Source organism: Ferruginibacter sp. SUN106 (genome assembly GCF_050611765.1).
GTDB lineage: Bacteria > Bacteroidota > Bacteroidia > Chitinophagales > Chitinophagaceae > Ferruginibacter.
On record NZ_JBODJC010000002.1, the window covers coordinates 1040410 to 1060556 of the forward strand.

19 protein-coding genes are annotated in these 20147 nt (G+C 37.2%); 10 read left to right on the forward strand and 9 right to left on the reverse strand.

Annotation, left to right across the window (positions count from 1 at the left end):
• Entirely contained in the window at positions 1–939 is a 939-nt protein-coding gene (locus ACQ334_RS10330; RefSeq protein WP_430988125.1) for a DUF3137 domain-containing protein, read from the reverse strand.
• A gap of 23 nt (positions 940–962) precedes the next feature.
• Positions 963–1949, reverse strand: a complete 987-nt coding sequence (locus tag ACQ334_RS10335) for a class I SAM-dependent methyltransferase (RefSeq protein WP_430988126.1) — start codon at positions 1947–1949, stop codon at positions 963–965.
• A gap of 85 nt (positions 1950–2034) precedes the next feature.
• Here ACQ334_RS10335 and ACQ334_RS10340 point away from each other — a divergent pair, with 85 nt between their 5' ends.
• The 3 genes from ACQ334_RS10340 to ACQ334_RS10350 all read left to right on the forward strand — a co-directional run bounded on the left by ACQ334_RS10340 (position 2035) and on the right by ACQ334_RS10350 (position 6666).
• Positions 2035–2811: an exodeoxyribonuclease III gene (locus ACQ334_RS10340; RefSeq protein WP_430988127.1), complete on the forward strand. Its 777-nt coding sequence runs from the start codon at positions 2035–2037 to the stop codon at positions 2809–2811.
• Positions 2812–2966: 155 nt separating this feature from the next.
• A complete protein-coding gene (locus ACQ334_RS10345; RefSeq protein WP_430988128.1) occupies positions 2967–5432 on the forward strand; it encodes a DUF2339 domain-containing protein in 2466 nt (821 codons plus the stop codon).
• A complete protein-coding gene (locus ACQ334_RS10350) occupies positions 5413–6666 on the forward strand; it encodes a hypothetical protein (RefSeq protein WP_430988129.1) in 1254 nt (417 codons plus the stop codon). The genes ACQ334_RS10345 and ACQ334_RS10350 overlap by 20 nt, the downstream gene beginning before the upstream one ends.
• Positions 6667–6687: 21 nt before the next feature.
• Here ACQ334_RS10350 and ACQ334_RS10355 read toward each other — a convergent pair whose 3' ends face one another.
• Entirely contained in the window at positions 6688–7440 is a 753-nt protein-coding gene (locus tag ACQ334_RS10355; RefSeq protein WP_430988130.1) for a hypothetical protein, read from the reverse strand.
• A gap of 75 nt (positions 7441–7515) precedes the next feature.
• Here ACQ334_RS10355 and ACQ334_RS10360 point away from each other — a divergent pair, with 75 nt between their 5' ends.
• The 3 genes from ACQ334_RS10360 to ACQ334_RS10370 all read left to right on the forward strand — a co-directional run bounded on the left by ACQ334_RS10360 (position 7516) and on the right by ACQ334_RS10370 (position 8596).
• Positions 7516–7821, forward strand: coding sequence for a DUF4286 family protein (locus ACQ334_RS10360; protein WP_430988131.1), 306 nt, complete (start codon positions 7516–7518; stop codon positions 7819–7821).
• Positions 7822–8110: 289 nt separating this feature from the next.
• A complete protein-coding gene (locus ACQ334_RS10365) occupies positions 8111–8380 on the forward strand; it encodes an HU family DNA-binding protein (RefSeq protein ID WP_430988132.1) in 270 nt (89 codons plus the stop codon).
• 102 nt (positions 8381–8482) lie between these two features.
• The gene (locus ACQ334_RS10370; RefSeq protein WP_430988133.1) at positions 8483–8596 is read left to right on the forward strand and encodes a 30S ribosomal protein THX; all 114 of its coding nucleotides are present in this window, start codon (positions 8483–8485) and stop codon (positions 8594–8596) included.
• Positions 8597–8721: 125 nt separating this feature from the next.
• Here ACQ334_RS10370 and pdxH read toward each other — a convergent pair whose 3' ends face one another.
• The 3 genes from pdxH to ACQ334_RS10385 all read right to left on the reverse strand — a co-directional run bounded on the left by pdxH (position 8722) and on the right by ACQ334_RS10385 (position 10530).
• Complete coding sequence (gene pdxH, locus ACQ334_RS10375) at positions 8722–9360, reverse strand: pyridoxamine 5'-phosphate oxidase (RefSeq protein ID WP_430988134.1); 639 nt, start codon at positions 9358–9360, stop codon at positions 8722–8724.
• A gap of 94 nt (positions 9361–9454) precedes the next feature.
• A complete protein-coding gene (locus tag ACQ334_RS10380; RefSeq protein WP_430988135.1) occupies positions 9455–9940 on the reverse strand; it encodes a hypothetical protein in 486 nt (161 codons plus the stop codon).
• Between the two features lie 122 nt (positions 9941–10062).
• Positions 10063–10530, reverse strand: coding sequence for a hypothetical protein (locus ACQ334_RS10385; RefSeq protein WP_430988136.1), 468 nt, complete (start codon positions 10528–10530; stop codon positions 10063–10065).
• Between the two features lie 200 nt (positions 10531–10730).
• Between ACQ334_RS10385 and ACQ334_RS10390 the strand changes: the two genes are divergently transcribed.
• From ACQ334_RS10390 to ACQ334_RS10400, 3 genes are read left to right on the forward strand one after another with little or no spacing between them, the layout of a single operon-like run.
• Positions 10731–11276 carry an RNA polymerase sigma factor gene (locus ACQ334_RS10390; RefSeq protein WP_430988137.1) on the forward strand — a complete coding sequence of 182 codons (546 nt, stop codon included), beginning with the start codon at positions 10731–10733 and terminating at the stop codon, positions 11274–11276.
• Positions 11273–12772: a hypothetical protein gene (locus ACQ334_RS10395; protein ID WP_430988138.1), complete on the forward strand. Its 1500-nt coding sequence runs from the start codon at positions 11273–11275 to the stop codon at positions 12770–12772. Before ACQ334_RS10390 ends, ACQ334_RS10395 begins: the two co-directional genes overlap by 4 nt.
• A gap of 59 nt (positions 12773–12831) precedes the next feature.
• On the forward strand, positions 12832–13809 hold the full coding sequence (locus ACQ334_RS10400; RefSeq protein WP_430988139.1) for a hypothetical protein: 978 nt from the start codon (positions 12832–12834) through the stop codon (positions 13807–13809).
• A gap of 75 nt (positions 13810–13884) precedes the next feature.
• On the opposite strand, the gene pyrH is transcribed toward ACQ334_RS10400, so the two are convergent.
• The 3 genes from pyrH to ACQ334_RS10415 form a co-directional block, all read right to left on the reverse strand.
• Positions 13885–14604 carry a UMP kinase gene (pyrH, locus tag ACQ334_RS10405; protein WP_430988140.1) on the reverse strand — a complete coding sequence of 240 codons (720 nt, stop codon included), beginning with the start codon at positions 14602–14604 and terminating at the stop codon, positions 13885–13887.
• A 90-nt stretch (positions 14605–14694) separates the two neighbouring features.
• Positions 14695–16146, reverse strand: a complete 1452-nt coding sequence (locus ACQ334_RS10410; protein WP_430988141.1) for a tetratricopeptide repeat protein — start codon at positions 16144–16146, stop codon at positions 14695–14697.
• Positions 16147–16217: 71 nt separating this feature from the next.
• Positions 16218–17024, reverse strand: a complete 807-nt coding sequence (locus ACQ334_RS10415; protein ID WP_430988142.1) for a class I SAM-dependent methyltransferase — start codon at positions 17022–17024, stop codon at positions 16218–16220.
• Positions 17025–17210: 186 nt separating this feature from the next.
• Between ACQ334_RS10415 and ACQ334_RS10420 the strand changes: the two genes are divergently transcribed.
• Positions 17211–20126, forward strand: a complete 2916-nt coding sequence (locus ACQ334_RS10420) for an FAD-binding and (Fe-S)-binding domain-containing protein (RefSeq protein WP_430988143.1) — start codon at positions 17211–17213, stop codon at positions 20124–20126.
• The last annotated feature ends 21 nt before the right edge of the window (positions 20127–20147 follow it).

Consider the following 20147-nt stretch of genomic DNA (forward strand, 5'->3'; position numbering starts at 1 on the left):
TTATACCAGCTCATTTAAATGCAGTTGGTTAATAATACTTAGTACAAGCAAGACGGTGAAAAAATATTTTTTTACTTCTTCCCTGTCATCGGTATCAAAACCACTGGGTTCTAGCAGGTCTTCATTAATACCAATGGCTACATAGCAACGGCCTGCCACAAAAGAAATGGCTATATCCCGTTTAACCTGTTGTTGAAATTTTACCATTCTTTCTGTCATGGTGTTGGTAAGAATGGTGCCGGCTTCTGATGGATTGGTACTGTATACCGAAAAATGATCGTCAAACCCTGCATTGGCATCCTGTAATTTAATTTTGTATACATTGGGTTGATGAATGGAGCTACCTCCTGTTTGTGCCGCTCCCGAAGACCATAAATAAGTTCCTGATGAAAAATTTTTACTGATCTCTGCAACAAAAAATAATCCCTTAAAAATTGTTATCAGCCTGCTACCCATAATTCCGGTACCTAATCTTTCATATTTTGTATGTAATTCTGAACAACGGAAAGGCACGTTTTTGTAAACACCTTCCATATAATCATCGCCATCATAATAATCAAACTTGTGCCTGAAAAGGCCACTGTATTTATAGTCTTCCTTTGCAATTACTTCATCAGGCTTATAAGTAATGCCGGAATGCAGGTAAGTTATAATTTCTTTAATGATCGTTTCTTTAAAATCTTTGGTGTAACGGTCATTTTTATTGGCATAAAAATATACGCTGATCGCAATGGCTGCAATGCAGCAAAAAATTGCCCAGCCACCATACCCTTCCAGGTAACCAGACTGGTATCCCACAAAAACTACAATGGATAAAACTGCAACAACCGGAGCAATGATACCCCAATTGCCTGCCGCACCTGCTTCTTTTTTTAAACTATCAATAAGCGGTTGCAGTTTAATGGTATAAAAGCTTTCAAAGTCTTTGATCTCATCCATACTTTTATAATTTTACCTGACACTTATTCTTTAATGGCCGTTCCAATCAGACTAACAAAGGGTGCCAATCTTTTTCCTAAAATTAAAATACTCCAATTAGCAAATTTCATCAGTAAACTTTTAGCATCTCCTGAAAATGCATTATAAAATCCATTGTATACTGTTAACTGAAATCCTGCCTCGTTGTAAATCGCTTTGTATTCTTTAATGGTTAATAAATGCTCTGTCCAGCTGCCACTTAAAGGTTCACAGGTATTGGTTGGGTGTGCTAATAATGGGGGAAGGATTTTTTCAGCGATATATTTCTCTCCGGCATTAATAATATCTTTTTTATTTAATCCCCTGGTATGTATTGTAAGCAATTCTGTTTCTGCTCCGGTTAAAGCAGGGAAATATTCCGCTAAAATTTTTTGCCTGGTAATTCTAAAAGGTTCAATCGCATCTTCTCCAAATAAAGCATAGTCGCCTGGTAATCCACCTTTGTTTTCATCATTCCATTGCAATTGCTGCAATCGCCTTTTTTTAAATGGGTTAGCAGCATTGGCAGCGGTAGTAAACACTGTAGTCATTGCAGGATTCAACCGCTGCAATTGTTTAAAAAAAATATCCAGGTCGTAAATATGCTCTATCACATCTGTACCAATGACAGCATTTGGTTTTGCTGATGGAAATGCAGCAGCTACATTGTCCATATCTCCGGTAATAAAACCATCGATAAAAATGTTCATTAACTGAGCCGTTTTTTCAGCCGCCTTTACAAATTTTTCGTTTACATCATTAATATACACTTTACCAAAGCCGCAATGTTTAGCAAACAATCCCAGTAAGCCATTACCTGCTCCATAGTCAACTATTATTAATTCATCCATAGGCAGCCGGGTGTGTTGTAATAAAAGCTCCAGCACATGGCTGTAAATATTCAGGTAAAAGCGTTTGTATTGCAGCAGGTGTAAAAAATAGCTTTTGCAGTAAGGGTAATCACTGATGGCCTCCGGATCAATGACCGTCATTTTTTTTTCAAAAGATAAAATTAACGCCTGCTTATTGTGCATATAATATTTAAAAGTAAATTGCAACAGCAAAATAAACAATAAAATGGGTACACTACGCATTATCTCCTACAATGTTAACGGCATTCGTGCTGCATTTAAAAAAGGTTTTATTGATTGGTTAAAAACCAATCCTGCTGATATCATTTGTCTGCAGGAAACCAAAGCCACTAAAGATGATGTGGATATAAAACAATTAGAAGCATTAGGTTTTCATCACCATTGGTATAGTGCACAAAAAAAGGGTTATAGTGGTGTAGCTGTTTTCAGTAAAACAAAGCCAGATAATGTTGTATATGGCAATGGTCATACAGCGAGCGATGATGAAGGAAGAGTGATACAATTGGATTTCGGAGATATCCGTTTGATCAATGCTTATTTCCCAAGCGGTACCAGTGGCGAAGAGCGGCAGGCTTTTAAATATGTATGGCTGGATGAATTTCACAGCTATCTTACCAAGTTAAAAAAGAAGTTTCCTAAAATTGTTTTAGTAGGTGATTATAATATTGCTCATAACGAAATTGATATACACGATCCTAAGGGCAATAAAAACTCTTCTGGTTTTTTACCTGAAGAAAGAGCCTGGATGACTAATTTTTTAGCCAGTGGCTGGATAGATACTTTCCGGGAATTTCATAAAGAACCGCACCGTTACAGCTGGTGGAGCCAGCGTTTTCCCAGTGTACGTTTAAATAATAAAGGCTGGCGCATCGATTACATTACCGTTACCGAACCATTGCAAAAGCAATTAAAAGATGCCGATATTTTTCCGGATGTAAAACACAGCGACCATTGCCCTATTTATGTAGAGATAAAAATTTAATGGTTGCCGTTAAAGCAATTTGTTAAAACCGGCTGTTTTGTACAAGTAATAAATGTTAAACGAAAGTTTTCCTAAGTATTGCTTTAACAAATTATTCCATAATGATATCAAATAGCATTGTATCTTGTTTTGCAGTAACTAACTAATATACTGCTATGGAATTTTTAATTTTTATTGCACTGGTTGTCGTCTTTATCATTGTACTAAATATTCAAAGCAGTCAGCGCAGCAATGCTGATGACCTTAATAAAAGCCTTTCTTCTCTAAACCGCCAGCTGCAGGAGCTGAAAAATGAGTTTATCAATCTTCAGTTTAAAACACCCGAAGTAAAACCAGCACCAACAGAGCAGCAGCAAAAAGAAAAAGCCGCAGCCGAGTTACAGGCGCAGGAAGAATACAAACGAAAAATTGCAGCAATAGAAGAATTACGCTTACTACGTGAAGCAAGAAAAAAAGAGGAAGAAGAAAAGCAATTATTGCAACAGCCTGCTACATTGGTTGCTATCAATGAAACTATTGAGCCGCCCAAAATAAAAGTAACAGCGGCGCCACCTGCACCACCAAAAGAAAGCTGGAGTGAAAAATGGATCCGCAATAATCCTGATATTGAAAAATTTATCGGCGAAAATCTTATCAGTAAAATCGGTATTGGTATCTTAGTTTTAGCCATTGGCTTTTTTGTAAACTATGCTATCGATCAAAACTGGATTGGGCCGGTAGGCCGTGTGGCTATTGGCATATTATGCGGCGGAATTTTAATTGCATTAGCGCACAAGCTACGCAACACTTACAAAAACTTCAGTTCAATACTTGCAGGTGGAGGATTGGCAGTTTTTTATTTTACGATCACATTAGCATTTCAAAAATTTCACCTCTTCGGTCAAACCAATGGGCAAGCTATTGCATTTATAATAATGGTTGTAATTACAGCTTTTGCAGTTATATTGTCATTATTGTACAATAAACAGGAATTGGCAATTGTTGCACTGGTTGGTGGTTTTACTGCACCATTTTTAGTAAGTACCGGTGATGGTAATTACAAAGTATTATTCACTTATCTTATTATTTTAAACAGCGGGCTTTTAATTATTGCCTACAATAAAGCATGGCGTATATTGAATTTCCTCAGCTTTATTTTTACCATATTCATCTTTGGCAGCTGGTTATTTTTCCTGCGGTATGATGTGCCTGCAGTAACTTATAAAAACGGATTTTTATTTGCAACAGCATTTTACCTCTTGTTCTTTATTATCAACATTGCACATAACATTAAAGAGAAAAAGAAATTCATTGGGTCAGACTTTGGTATTCTGTTAGCCAACACCTCCCTGTATTTTGGTGCCGGTATTTTTTGTTTAGCTCAGATGAATGCGCCTGAATTTAAAGGCCTGTTTAGTGCATCAATGGGTATATTTAATTTAATAGTGTCTTATTTCTTATTCCGCAAACAAAAAGTGGACACCAATATTTTATACCTGCTCATTGGTATTACGCTTACATTTATTTCCATCACGGCTCCTATACAATTACATGGCAATTACATCACTTTGTTCTGGGCAAGCGAAGCAGTGTTGTTGTATTGGTTATTCACTAAATCAAAAATCAGCATTATGCAATATTCGGCATTGCTGGTGTGGGCTTTAATGATGATTAGTTTAGTAATGGACTGGATGCAATTGTATACTCATTACAGTACACCGCTTACCATCATTGCCAACAAAGGTTTTATTACTACAGTATTTGCTGCAATAGCCACGTATTTATTGTTTGTATTAAGGAATAAAGAAACAGAAAATATAAATCCGGCTGCTGCAACTTTTATACCGGGTAAAAATATTTTCAGGATTGTAGCTATCATTTTATTATTTGCTGCCGGTGCTTTGGAGATCAATTATCAATTTAATTTCTATTACCCTGCTGCTAACTTCCACATTCTCTATTTGCTTTTGTATACCCTGGCATTTATAAGCCTGCTTACTTTTATTACACAAAAAGTAAAGCCTCTGCAATTGCATTGGCAAATTATTGCCATCATGTTTGCAGGTAGTATCATATTTTATTTCTTAAGTATCCCTCAAACTATTGCCATACAAAAAGACGTACTGGAGCTGCATAAAAACAATGAACATTTCTTAGCACATTGGGCCAGTGCATTATTAGCACTGTCGGTATTGTACAGATTGATACAATTATTGCGTAGCAAGAGACCAGAACTTAAAGACAGCTTTAATTTTCTTACCTGGGTATCATGTGCAGCTATTGTAATTTATTTAAGCATCGAGTTCCATTTGCTTTCCAATAACATTTTTTATGCTGCCGACAATCCATTGTCAAACATCCAAAGGATCTACATTAAAACCGGCCTGCCTATTTTGTGGGGGCTGTGTTCTTTTGCCTTTATGTGGCTGGGCATGCATTTTAAATACCGCAGCCTGCGAATCATTTCGTTAAGCTTGTTTACTTTAACCTTATTGAAATTATTTATATTCGATATACAGAATATTCCTCCGGGTGGTAAAATTGCAGCTTTCTTTTGCCTGGGTATTTTATTACTGGTGGTTTCCTTCATGTACCAGCGTTTGAAAAAAATAATTATTGACGATGAGAAAAAAGTGGATTAGTGTTGTATTGTTTTGTATGATCGCTGTTTGTTGTACTGCACAAACAGCAGGCTATAAATTTTATAGTGAACTGGATAGCGTGAAAACTTCCGGGTTTTACAATATTGCCATCACACCGGAATTATCAGCGCATTTAAAAACAGACTATAGTGATCTGAGGATTGTGAATGATTCGGGAAAGTGGATACCACATGTGTTACATTATCCCCTTAATGAAGTGAGTAATGATATTTTCCATTTTGACTTAAAGTACACCAAACCTGAAAACAACAAAATACGTACATCGTTAATAATTGAAAATAGCCAAAATATTATTTCCAACATCGGGCTTATAATTAATAACACACTTGCCGAAAGGTTTTGTACACTAAGTGGAAGTAATGACAGTAAAAATTGGTTTATTATTAATGACAGTATATTAATTAATCCTGAACCCGTAGAAACAGGAATTGCCAATACTTTTTTAATTAACTTTCCACCCTGCAATTATAAATTTTACAAAATAATAATCCGGAATAATAATAAAGACCCGTTCGATATTATTAGAATAGTAAATCAAACTTCCGCAATTATCAAATCCCCTTATCAGGATAAAATCATTCAGAATCCAACCACTTCTATTCAGCAAAAAGATAGCGGTAAAATTTCTTACATAAAAATTACCCAACAGCAGGCTTTTCATTTCTCCGGCATCAGTTTAAAATTAGATGGCGTAAAATATTTTTCAAGAAATGTTGAATTGTATATTCCTTCTTCCTCTAATCATTCCTTTTCCAATCCCGGACAGCGATTGCAAAATTTTACCGTTTCCAATAACAGCACTTTGCAATTTAATGTACCACTTGTAAATGCAACCATATTTTACCTGCTTATCCACAATGAAGATAATCTGCCCTTGAAAGTTGCAGCAATCAATACATCGATTGACTATCGCTATATCACATCCTATTTAGAGAAGGGAAATAAGTATAAATTAATAATGGGTAACATTTCAGCAATAAAGCCCAATTATGATCTGGCCAGTATCAATACAAAGTTTTCTGACAGTACTCCAATATTAGCTTTCAAAAAAATAGCTGGATTTGAAGAAAAACCAGTTATTGTTACACCGCAAAAAAACAACACCTGGATACTATGGGCAGCCATCATTGCCGTATTAATTGTGCTGCTTTTGTTTACCAGGAAAATGATGACAGAAGTAAATAAAAGAAAAGAACATGATACTGCAGCCTGAGCGTACCTGGTTAGGTTTTTTTTATTTACCCGAATTATATTTTTTCTCTCTATCAAAATAATATAAAATTTCCTGGGGATTGATCACGGGAATCTCTTTCATTTCTGATAATTGCACAATTGTATCTAGTGTCATATTGTATTCTTTCATGTATCTTCCATATGTAACACTTCTAACCTTGCATAATTTCATTTTATTTATAGTATCAGATTTTTTTACGAGGTTATAGTCAACCCAATTTAAATGACTGGTATAAAAAAAAGTAGTAGTTCCTCTCATTGTGGTATCAACTTTTCCCGTGGTTAAATAAGTTTTATCCAGCGTACCCAAACCTGAATTATATTGCTCAGATACTTTGAAGAAAGCAACATTTGAGAAACCGGACTGGTTATACCATTGTTCTTTTAACATTGAGTCTATTAAAAGTCTCCTGTCAAATTCCGCTTTATTTTTGTCATAGAAATAGCCATAAGTTTTTCCTTTTGAATATACAAAAAAACTCTCCCTGATTTCTGACTTAATCAATGTATCATTCACATAAGAATCCCAGCTATAAAAATCTCTGTATAAAACCTGGTCTCTCAGGTAATAAACATTAACATTGGAGCCAGTGTCATATCTTAACAGTTTTCCGTTTTTATCTATAAACGGAAAGTTATGAGAAATCTTTACGGCTCTTATAGCAGCACTTTCACTTTTTTTTATTTTTGTCGAACTACAGGAATAAATCAGCAATACTACTGCAGCCATTTTCCGGATCATTGTTCTTTTCATTAAATACAGATTTGTCTAACACCCTAATATATTAAATAAAGTAACTTGGCGGATAAATTAACAAATAGAAAGAACATGATTGTATATAACGTTACCACAAAAGTTGCCGCCGCAATACAAACCGATTGGTTGCAATGGATAAAAGAAGAACATATTCCCGACATCATCAACACCGGTTGTTTTACACACGCCACCGTTTTACAATTGTTAGAAATTGATGACAGCGAAGGGCCAACCTATGCGGTGCAATATTTTGCAGACAGCAAATCCTTATACAATAATTACATGGAAAAGCATGCCGCCACAATGCGTCAAAAAGCATTTGATAAATGGGGCAACCAGTTTATTGCATTCCGTTCTTTAATGCAGGTTGTGCACTAATGTGCAAAAAAATAATTTTAATTTGGTCCTATTCAAATCGTTTGTATATTCCGCCACAATCCGCATTGGCAAAGGATTTCAAAGGCCTCAAGCTAAAACCCTTTACCAGCAACACTTTCAGCTCTTTTTCACAAATCCTGAATCATAAATCTAAAATCTGCAATCGGCTCAAGTCCTTATTCCTTGCGGTTTACAGCCATTTTTACAAAAAATTATTTTGAAGAAAAAATTTTGTTGCAATTAAAAACCGTTTATATTTGTCGCTCAATAAAATTCAAAAAAAATTATCATGAACAAAGCTGAATTAATTACAAAACTTGCGGATGATGCAGGTATCACAAAAACACAGGCAAACGCAGCGTTGGATTCTTTTGTGGAAGCTGTAACTGTTACTTTAAAAAAAGGCGGCAAAGTTACATTGGTTGGATTTGGTACTTTCTCGGTATCAAAAAGAGCTGCCCGTAATGGCCGTAACCCTCAAACTGGTGCTGTTATCAAAATTAAAGCCAAGAAGGTTGCTAAATTTAAAGCTGGTAAAGAATTATCTGCTAAAATGTAATGCTGTAAGTAAACACATTAAAAAAGCAAGGCGCCTTTGCACCTTGCTTTTTCTTTATACCTTTGAATTTCTTATTAATCAAAAAAATAAAATCTATTTATTATGGGACGTGGTGATATAAAAACTAAAAAAGGAAAAATTACTAAAGCTTCTTTCGGTAAATCAAGGCCTGCAAAAGTTAAAAAGAAAAATGTAGCGCCTAAAAAGACAGCGTAAGCTTTTTAATGGATAATTGATTAATGAATAATGGATAATTCTTTCGGTTTATAGTGCCTGCTGATTATGTAACAGTATTTCATCATTAAGGCATTATTAATTATCCATTATTTCATTATCCATTACTAAGGAGCTAAACGTTCAATCATCCAGTTGCCGCCAGCATCTAAAGTATACTGTATCCTGTCGTGCATGCGGCTGGGGCGGCCCTGCCAGAATTCTATTGTAAATGGCTTTACACGGTAGCCACCCCAGTGTGGTGGTTTAGGAATTTCGCCGTGCTTAAAACGTTCCCGGTAATAATCAAATGTTTCCTTAAGCCATGCTTTGCCCGCTACTGCCAGGCTTTGTGGCGATGCCCAGGCACCAATCTTACTGCCATCGGGCCTTTTATTAAAATAAGCAATACTTTCTTCCATACTTATCTTTTCTGTGGTGCCTGTTATACGCACCTGTCTTTCCAGTTCTTTCCAAAAAAATACCAGGCAGGCATTGGGATTTTGCAAAAGCTGTTCGCCTTTTTTGCTATTGTAATTGGTAAAAAAAACAAAGCCTTTGGCATCATATTCCTTGAGCAAAACAATTCTTGCTGATGGTATACCATTTTTATCAGCCGTAGCCAGCGTCATGGCATTTACTTCAACAATATCACTTTTCACAGCTTCATCCCACCATTTACCAAATTGTGTAATGGGTTCGGCAGCAACATCAGCTTCAGATAATGTTTGCAGCTGGTAATCTTTTCTTATATCGGCAATACTCATATACACTTATTTAACTGCAAAATTCATCTAATTCATACACATAAAAAAACACCCGGATAAATTTATCCGGGTGCTGGTAATAAAATATTATTTTTTATGGTTGAGATGGAGGAGGTGGCGGAGGATTAGTATTTTTTGTTTTTTCTTCAATATCATGCTTCAAGCTATCAAAGCCGCCTTTTATGCTATCCGTTGGGCTTCTGAATAAATAAGCGGCAAGCAATACACCAATAGCTGCTAATGCTGACAAATAGAATCCAATACTTAGAAACGATACACCCCCACCAGTCATATCAAGAAAAAACCAAAGCATCATAACTGTTGCTAATGCACCACATGCTAAAGCAATAAACCAAAATGTTTTATCCAGGTTCTTAGTTTGATCACCCAGATAAGCTACAGCACCTGCTCCAATAAAACAAAGGAACACCAAAATACCTTTGTCATGCATCCCATTTACACTTCCTCCTTCGAATCCGAAAATTGATATTTTTACCCATGGCAAAAACATTCCAATAATCCCTACAGCTGCGGCAATCAAGATAAATTTCCGCTGTTTGTTCATTGTCTGAAAATTCATAAGTTTTAAGTTTTAGATATGTAATGTAGAAAAAGGATTGCAGGTTTGCAATAATTACAGCCATTTTTTATGAACAGTAATTAAACAATGGGCTGTTTCAGCAATTAATACACAGTGTTAGGTTAGCTGGCTTGCAATTTTTCTAATTCTGTAAGCCGGGCTTTCAGCTCATCTCTTTCCATGGTAATATTCTCCAGGGTGCTTTCCATTTCGCCGATCTTTACTGCAATCTGCTGCAGCATAACATTGCGTTTTTTAACCTTTGCCAACTCGGCCTGTATATCTTCCAGCTGTGTATTAATATAAGTATACTGCTGAAAAAGATCGCTGTACTGTTGTTGTACTTTTACCGCCTGGCTCAGTTCCTGGTGCAGTTCAAATTCCCTTTCCTCGGCCCCTTCGGCCTTTTGCTGGTGTTTGCCAATGCGGTTTTGCATCAGTTGCAGCTCTTCCAGCTGCATATCCAGCATGCTCCGCAATTCGGCATCAGCGGCATTATTTTCTTTAAGGCCGGCAATTTCCTGCTCCCGCTGCAGTAATATATAATTCAATTCTTCCAACTGCACCTGCAGGCTTTCATTTTCGGCCATTAATTGCTGTATTTGTGCTGCAGATAACATAAGGAATTGCGGTAAAAGCTGATAATAGCTTCAAATTATACGATTTACCAGCCAAAAACAAAAAAACCACCCATTTTTTGTACCTTATGTACAATAAAACAGTCCGGGCAGCGTAATCAACTGTCCGGGTATCTTTAACAAACACCCCGTGTAAACCTGTATAAAAAATTTTGACGGAAGAGGAACTCATACGAGGATGTATTAAGGAAGAAGCCGCCTGTCAACGGGAGGTTTTTAACCGTTACGCCAGCCGTATGCTGGGGGTTTGTAACCGCTATGCCCGTAATGCAGCTGATGCGGAAGATATTTTACAGGATGCGTTTATTAAGATTTTTGACAAAATACACCAGTTTAAATTTGAAGGCTCTTTTGAAGGCTGGATAAGAAGGATCATGGTAAATACGGCGTTGAAAAAATATTCTTTACGCCGGTACGAGAAGGAAGTGGTAGGATATGAAGTAAAGGACCGTGATGAAGACGATGGCACAGAGCCATCTGCTTATGGGCATCTTACCCAAAAAGAAATATTGGAGCTGATCAATAATTTACCTGACGGGTACAGGCTGATCTTTAATCTTTATGTGATTGAAGGTTTTCAGCACGAAGAAATAGCAGAAATGCTGCACATACAACCAGGCACCAGTCGTAGCCAGCTGGTAAAAGCCCGGACGATGTTGCAGAAACAAATTTTACAATTACAAAAGGTTGCGGTATGAGTAATAACCAGCGATTTGACGACAATATAAAAGAGCAGTTTCAGGATTATAGTCCTGATGTGCACCCACGCATTTGGGAGAATATTGTTAAGGAAAGAGAAAAGAGAAGGCCTGCAGGTTTCTGGCTTAACTTTTTTAATGGCCGTAATATTTTACTGCTTACAGCATTGCTGATTGCTACAGGCAGTGGCGCTTATTTATTATTAAAAAATGCAGATAAAAAAGAAGATACTACAACCATTGCTGCAAATACTGCTGCATCAACATTAAACAGCAACGACAAAAAAACAAATACTCCTGCCGCAACAAATGGTATTGCTGCAACAGGCGAAGGTGAAAAAATAAACAATACCCCGGAAACAATTGCAACTACTGAAAACGCTGTTACAAGTTCTGGCTCTAAAACAGGTACAGGTGTTAATACAGACGAAGAGGTAAATAATAATAACGCTTCAACAACTCCTGGTAACAGTAATAAAACCACAGGCTCAAATACTTTTACATCAGGCGGTGCAGCTAAAATAAAAATACGTTCGCCATTTGCACAAAGCGGAGAAGATAACTCTTTAACAACTACGGGTAAGAAAAATAAAAATTCAGTAACAGCAAATACAGACTATGCTATTGCTGATACTGATGCGCCTGATGACAATGCGGATAAAGCAGTACAGGATTTTTATTTAAGAAGATTAATTTTTGCAGATATGCAAAGAATAAGTACCGAAAAGAAAACCGCTACTTTAAAAAAGAATTTTTTACCCAATATATTTTTACCTGATTGCCCTTCGATAGAAAAAGATGCTGCCGGTAATAAATCATATATAGAAGTGTATGGCGGGCCCGATATTGCTTTCCGCAGCCTCAGCGATACCGGTAACTCTGCTTACCTGCAAAAAAGAAAAGAGAGCACTAAGTTTTCATCTGCTTACAGCGCAGGTATCCGTTATACCAAAGTATTTGGCAACGGTATGAGCATTCGCACCGGCATTAACTACAGCCAGATCAACGAAAAATTCACTTTTGTACAGGGTAATTTAGTGCAGATCACTTATATCATTAATGCCAATGGCGATACTACCGGAAGTTACATCACTACTGGAACCCGATATAAAACCACCATCAATAAATTCAGAACGATTGATGTGCCGGTGCTGATAGGTTATGAAATGGGTAACGGCAGATTGCATGCGAATATTAATGCAGGCATCATTGTAAATGCATACAGCTGGCAAAAAGGCGATGTGTTAGATACTGCATTCAGGCCAGTAAGTATCACCACGGGAAAAACCAGTTCGCCATACCAGTTTAAAACAAATATTGGTATAGGGTTTATGGCTGGTGCATCTTTTTATTATAAACTCAACGATAAGATACATGTATTAGCTGAACCATATTTCCGCTACAACTTATCACCTATGAGTAAAGAAAAATTAACGTTAACACAAAAATATAATTCAGCAGGTTTAAGGTTAGGTTTAAGAGTTGATTTGCATTAACAGGCAGCGCAGCAAAAACTTAAAGCATCTATACAGTACTAACCACAATTAAAAAGACAATGAACAAAAAAATAGTAACCATATTATTAATCAGCACGGCATTTTTATTAAATGCCTGCCAGAAAAATACCGACATTTTTGTACCGGATGCCGGGCAGCTTAATGGTGCTGATACCACCTGGAATACTACAGTACCAACTACCGCACCCGTTTTTTCTTTACAAAGCAGTTTATTATCTGAACCCGTAAGAGATAGCTTTGAAATTAATGCCAATACGGTAACCATAACTGCTTCAAACGGATTACAAATAACTTTTCCGCCATTAAGTTGTGTAACACTTGCAGGGCTACCGGTAACGGGTAAGGTATATGTAGAAGCCCGCCTGGTGAAAGCCAAAGGCGACATGATTCTATTAAATAAACCAACTACTTCAAACGGCCGTATGCTGGTAAGCGGGGGTGAAATTTTTATCAGCATCAGTAAAAACGGGCAGCCATTGCAATTAGCGCCTAATGTAAAAATTTATGTGCGTTATGCTGATGCGCCTACTAATCAGCAAATGAAATTATTTTTTGGTGATGAATCTGTTGCAGGGCAATTTAACTGGATACCCAATACTTCTACAGATACACTTGGTATCGGTTCTCAGTTTTATGAATTGGCCATCAGCCACCTGCGCTGGATCAACTGCGATTATTTTTATGATACAGCTACTATCACACGTTCCCAGGTAAGTGCAAGCCTGCCTTCTAATTATACCAATGCCAATACCACCGCATTTTTAGTATTCAAAGATTTTCGCTCGGTGTTACGCATGAATGCCGAAGTACCGGAAAGAAGATTTATAACAGGTAAAGTACCCAATGGTAAAGCAGCTGTCGTAGTGGTGATCTCAAAACAAGGCAATGATTATTTCTTAGGAAAAGAAACTATTACAACAGGTGTAAATGCTAATACTAACAATGTGCAGAAGGTAACAGTAACCCCTGTAAAAACTTCTTTGGCAGATATACGAGCCTACCTGGCCACCTTATAAACTCTATAGAAACTACACATAAAAATTGCCCCCAACAAGTTGGGGGCAATTTTATTATATAACATTGGTAGTATCTTAACTTACTAATGTACCCACCTGTTCGCCCTTTACTACTTTTAAAAGGTTACCGGTTTTGTTCATATCAAAAACAATAATGGGTAATTTATTTTCCATGCAAAGTGTGAATGCTGTCATATCCATCACTTTCAGGTTTTTTTGTATACACTCAGCAAATGAAATAGTTTCATATTTAGTAGCTGTGGGATCTTTTTCAGGGTCAGCAGTGTAAATACCATCTACCCTTGTTCCTTTTAAAATAACATCTGCTTTAATTTCAATAGCCCTTAACGAACCTGCAGTATCTGTTGTAAAATATGGGTTGCCAGTGCCTGCGCCAAAAATTACCACACGGCCTTTTTCAAGATGTCTTATTGCTTTACGGCGTATATATGGCTCAGCAATCTGTTCCATTTTTATAGCACTTTGTAACCTGGTGTACACACCGGCTTTCTCAAATCCTGCCTGTAATGCCATAGCATTTATTACAGTTGCCAACATGCCCATATAATCTCCGTGTGCCCTTTCAATTCCTGTTTCAGCTTCATTCATACCACGGTAAATATTTCCGCCACCAATTACTATCGCTACTTCTGCACCTGCCGCAACCAGTTCCTTTACATCCTTAGCATACTGTGCAATAATACTGATATCCAAAGGTTCGTAACCATCATTGCTTTTGCCCATTAAGGCCTCACCGGAAAGTTTTAGCAGAATACGTTTGTACTTTAAAGCCATTGCTTAAAATTTTTGCGAAGATATATTTTTATGGTTGTTTAACCATTCTTATTTAATAACAACAAAAATAATAGCCGGCTTTTTTACAAATTATTCAATACTCTTTAAAACGATGCTCCAGTCCAGATCCATTTTAATGATCATGGGATTTTTAGCATCATTTAATATCCACAACTGCCGGCTGCCATCTTCATTTTTCACATGCAGGGTGTTTACATATTTAGCGCTGCCTTTCACCAGTACTTTATCTTCAAATGATTCTTTATCCCTGTTATCCTGCCCATCTGGTACAACGGTAAAAATTTCTTCTCCGTTGCCTACGTCCATTTTAGCGCTGTTGTTTTTTGTAAGATCGTTGAATACAGCCTTGCTTACCCAAACCGTAGTTTTATCTGTAAGTGTCGCATTTTTTAAAGCGGAGCCAAAATAATTGTTTTGTGCTATCGCTTTTTCCATAGCGTCTTTAGTTAGTTTGATATGGCCTTTCATATCATCCTTATTGCTCATTGCCCAATCAAATTCAAAATCGGTGTCCACATTTCCTTTAGGATTGCTAACTAAAAAGTCGTAGATAGCACCGTTGGCATTTACTTCCCAGGTAGCTGTTTTAAAACCGGCAATGGCAGGTGTGGCAAAGTATGCAGGGCATTTATAGCGAAAGCGCATAAAATCATAAGTGCTATCTATGGCAACTAATGTTTCTATTTCGCTACAGGCTTCAGCTGGTTTTCCCCAGGCATCCAATGCACTCACTTTTAGCGCCTGGTATTCTCCTTCACCAGGAAATAATGCGGTTAACTCGTCATATTTTACAATGGCTTTATCATAAGATTTATTCAATCGGTAAATAGCCGCATAACTGTAAATGATCTCCTTATCTTTTGGATAACTTATATACAAATCATTAATAGCGTTTATTGCTTTATCATATTGTTTGTTGAACGCTAATTCTTTGGCGTAAAAATGACGGAACGATCTTTTCTCAAAATCATCCCTGCAGGTGTTAAACATTTTTTCCATTAAGGGTAATGCTTTTTCATGATCGCCGCCATCAGAATAAATACCGGCTTTTGCAAAATAACCATACGGGCTGGTAGCTACCATTGTTATAGCTTCATCTGCACAGGCAATGCCTGTTGTTAAAAGATCTTCCTGCGGAACAGAGAAGCTCATTACAGCAATATATTTTGCGGCAGAATCTGCATTGGGATAAAATTTACGCACCATGTTAAAGCCCAACTGGTATTGCTTTAAAGAAACATGGCTCATTGCTTTTTGAAACACCACTGTAGTATCATTGGGATATTTTTGCAGGTACTGTGTAGCTTTGGTAATTACTTCCGCATGTTTTTCGTCACGGTAAAGACTACGTATTTCTGATTTTAATTTATCGTAATCTATTTTTTTTGCAGGTGCTGTTTTTGCAGCAGCAGGTTTTGCGGCAGCGGGCTTTGTAAGTTTTGGCTTAGCAGGTTGTGCCATACTTACAGCACAAAAAAATAGCAGGCTTATTGAAGCAGCAGATTTTAATACGGTATTCATTTTGCGGTGGTTTTGTAAGCTGTAAATATGTATCTTTTAAATACAACCTGCCATACCCACCAGCAGGTATTTTACCGTGTTTTCACCGCTTTTATAGAATACATCATCGGGAATTTATTACCCATGCCTTTAAGGCGCCACATACCATCTTCCCCCTGCTCAGTATTGGCAAAACAATTATAAGGTGAAAAACAATACTCATGTAAAAATTCAATCTGTAATCCTTCGCTGATCAAGGCATCAAAAATTTCTGAAAAAGGATGATTCCATCCGTACTCGGTATATTTTATTGCTGCAGTTCTATCTGTATAACTACCCTGTTGTTCGGTTACAATTACTTCATCATTAAAATAACTGTAGTACAATTTTTCCATCGCATCATCCAGCATCCATAATGTGGGGTGAAAATCAGCGATATAAAAAAAGCCACCGGGCTTTAATGTTGCAGCAATCATTTTTGCCCAGGGTATTAAATCAGGCAGCCAGCCAATAGTACCATAAGAAGTAAAAATAATATCGAATTGCTCTTGTACATGCGCCGCTGTATCATACACATTGCAACAAACAAATGAAGCGTTCAATTGCAGTTCATCATTTATTTGCCGGGCAAGAGCAATGGCTTCATCACTCAGGTCTACACCGGTAACTGTTGCACCTTCACGTGCCCAGCTCAATGTATCCATACCAAAATGGCATTGCAGGTGCAGCAATGATTTACCCTTTACATCGCCAACTTCTTCCAGTTCAATTTTATTTAAAGAAGTTTTGCCTTTTTTAAATGCATCCAGATCATAAAATTCAGAAGCTTTGTGTACTGCCGTTCTTTTATTCCAGCCATCTTTATTGGCGTCAAAATATTGTTGGTAACCTGGTGTCATGTTGCAAATCTATCTTAAATTTCTTCAACCAGGGTGGGTCACCCCATAAGGGTGGCTCACCCTATTGAAGAAAAGTTTGACATGGGTGAGCCACCCTAACGGGGTGACCCACCCATGTCAAACTTTAGAAACAGTCTGCTATTTTATTTGTTTGTAAACTATCTTTGCAACTCTTAAATTTTAAGCATGACTGAGGCGTTACTGCAACTGGGCAAACAACTGGAAGGGGATTTATTTTTGGATACTACCATGCGTACTTTATATGCCACCGATGCCAGCGCCTACAGGGAAATGCCATTGGCAGTTGCAATACCCAAAAGCACCGATGATCTGAAAAAATTAATTGCATTTGCACTCCACAATAAAACTTCTCTAATTCCACGTACTGCCGGTACTTCTTTGGCCGGGCAAGTGGTGGGCAATGGTATTGTAGTGGATGTATCAAAATATTTTACTGCTATCATTGAATTAAATACCAAAGAAAATTGGGTAAGGGTACAACCGGGTGTGATTCGTGACGAACTGAATATGTTTTTAAAACCGCATGGTTTATTTTTTGGCCCTGAAACATCTACTGCCAACAGGGCCATGATTGGTGGTATGGTGGGTAATAATAGTTGCGGTAGTAATTCTGTTGTGTACAGAAGTACAAGAGAACATTTGCTATCAGTAAAAGCATTACTAAGTGATGGCAGCGAAGCCGAATTTAAGACCCTGAGTTTAGATGAATTCCACAACAAATGCGAAGGCAATAATCTGGAAGCATCTATTTATAAAACAGTAAGAGGTTTATTAAGTAATTATGATAACCAGGTAGAAATAAAAAAACAGTTTCCTAAAAAATCTGTGGAGAGAAGAAATACAGGTTATGCTGTTGATATTTTATTAGATGCTGCTCCTTTTAATGCAGGTGGAGAAGATTTTAATTTTTGTAAACTGATTGCCGGAAGTGAAGGCACCCTGGCTTTTATTACAGAGATAAAATTAAACGTAGTACCACTGCCGGCTAAAGAAGTGGGTTTACTTTGTGTACATTTTAATTCTATTGATGAAAGTTTAAGAGCTAATTTAATTGCATTAAAATACAAACCCAGCGCCAGCGAATTAATCGATCATTATATTTTAGAATGCACTAAAGATAATATTGAACAAAGCAAGAATCGTTTTTTTGTACAGGGAGATCCCGGCGCTATTTTAGTAATTGAATTTTGCAGGGAGACCAAGGAAGAAATTATTGCTATTGCAAAACAGGTGGAAGAAGATATGCGTTCTTCCAGTTTAGGTTATCACTTTCCCTTATTATTTGGTGCTGACAGTAAAAAAATATGGACACTGCGTAAAGCTGGTTTAGGCTTATTGAGTAATTTACCCGGCGATGCAAAAGCTGTTCCCGTAATTGAAGACACCGCAGTTGATGTAAATGATCTGCCTGCCTATATCCGTGATTTTAATGAGATACTGAAAAAGCATGATCTATACTCTGTACACTATGCACATGCAGGCAGCGGCGAAATACATTTGCGTCCCATCATCAATTTAAAAACTGTTGAAGGGAACCAATTATTCAGAACCATTGCAGAAGAGATTGCAACGTTGGTAAAAAAATATGATGGTTCATTAAGTGGTGAGCATGGCGATGGCAGGTTACGTGGAGAATTTATTAAGCAAATGGTGGGTGAAAAAAACTATGCGCTTTTAAAAGAAGTAAAAAAAGCCTGGGATCCTAATAATATTTTCAATCCCAATAAAATTGTAGATACGCCCAGCATGAACACCATGCTCCGCTATATACCCGGCCAGCAAACACCTGAATTTAAAACGCATTTTCGTTTCAACAATCAAAATGTATTGCAACATGCTGAGCAATGCAACGGTAGTGGTGATTGCAGAAAGACCGCATTAAGCGGTGGCACCATGTGCCCATCCTTTATGGCCACTAAAAATGAAAAAGATACTACAAGGGCAAGGGCAAATATTCTGCGTGAGTTTTTAACCAATAGTGATAAACTCAATCGTTTTGATCATAAGGAGATTTATGAAGTGATGGACCTGTGTTTAAGCTGCAAGGGTTGTAAAAGTGAATGCCCCAGCAATGTGGATGTGGCCAAATTAAAAGCAGAATTCTTACAACATTATTATGATGCTAATGGTGTACCGTTTAGAAGTAAACTGATCGCCAACTTTACCGCATCTGCTAAATTAGGAGCAATGGTGCCTGGCTTGTACAATTTTGCCGTAAGCAATGCAGTAATTGGCGGCGCAATAAAAAAACTATCTGGCTTTGCAACAAAACGAAGCATGCCAACAATGTATACAACCACTTTGCACAGCTGGTTTGTAAAACATAAAAAGGCAAATCCATTTACGTCGGGCAAAAAGATATTTTTATTTTGCGATGAGTTTACGAATTATAACGATACAGAAATTGGCATTAAAGCCATTCAGTTATTAGAAAAACTAGGTTACGAAGTAAATATTCCTACACATTTAGAAAGCGGCCGCACCTGGCTAAGTAAAGGTTTGGTACGTAAGGCAAAAGAAATCATCAATAAAAATATTGAATTACTTTCTCCGGTTGTTAGTGAAGCAACACCAATGGTTGGGATTGAACCGTCGGCGATATTAACTTTCCGTGATGAGTATATTGACCTGGCAACAGATGACAATCTGGCTAAAGCAAAAGCCTTAAGCAAAAATGTTTTTTATATTGATGAATTTATTGCCCGTGAATTTGCTGCCGGTAAAATTGATGCTGCAATATTTTCTTCTGCAACAAAAAAAATAAAGTTGCATGGCCATTGCCAGCAAAAATCGCTGAGTGCATTAGCCGATACCGCATCAATCTTATCTATACCAAAAAATTATGCTGTAGAAACCATACCCAGTGGTTGTTGTGGTATGGCCGGTAGCTTCGGTTACGAAAAAGAACATTATGAATTAAGCATGCAAATAGGCGAACTCGTTCTGTTTCCTGCTGTGCGTAATGCCGCTGCCGAAACAATTATTGCTGCACCCGGCACCAGTTGCCGCCATCAAATAAAAGATGGTACTGGTGCAAAAGCAAAACACCCGGTAGAGATTTTATGGGAAGCTTTGCAATAAGAATAAGCAGGATAATGTAAA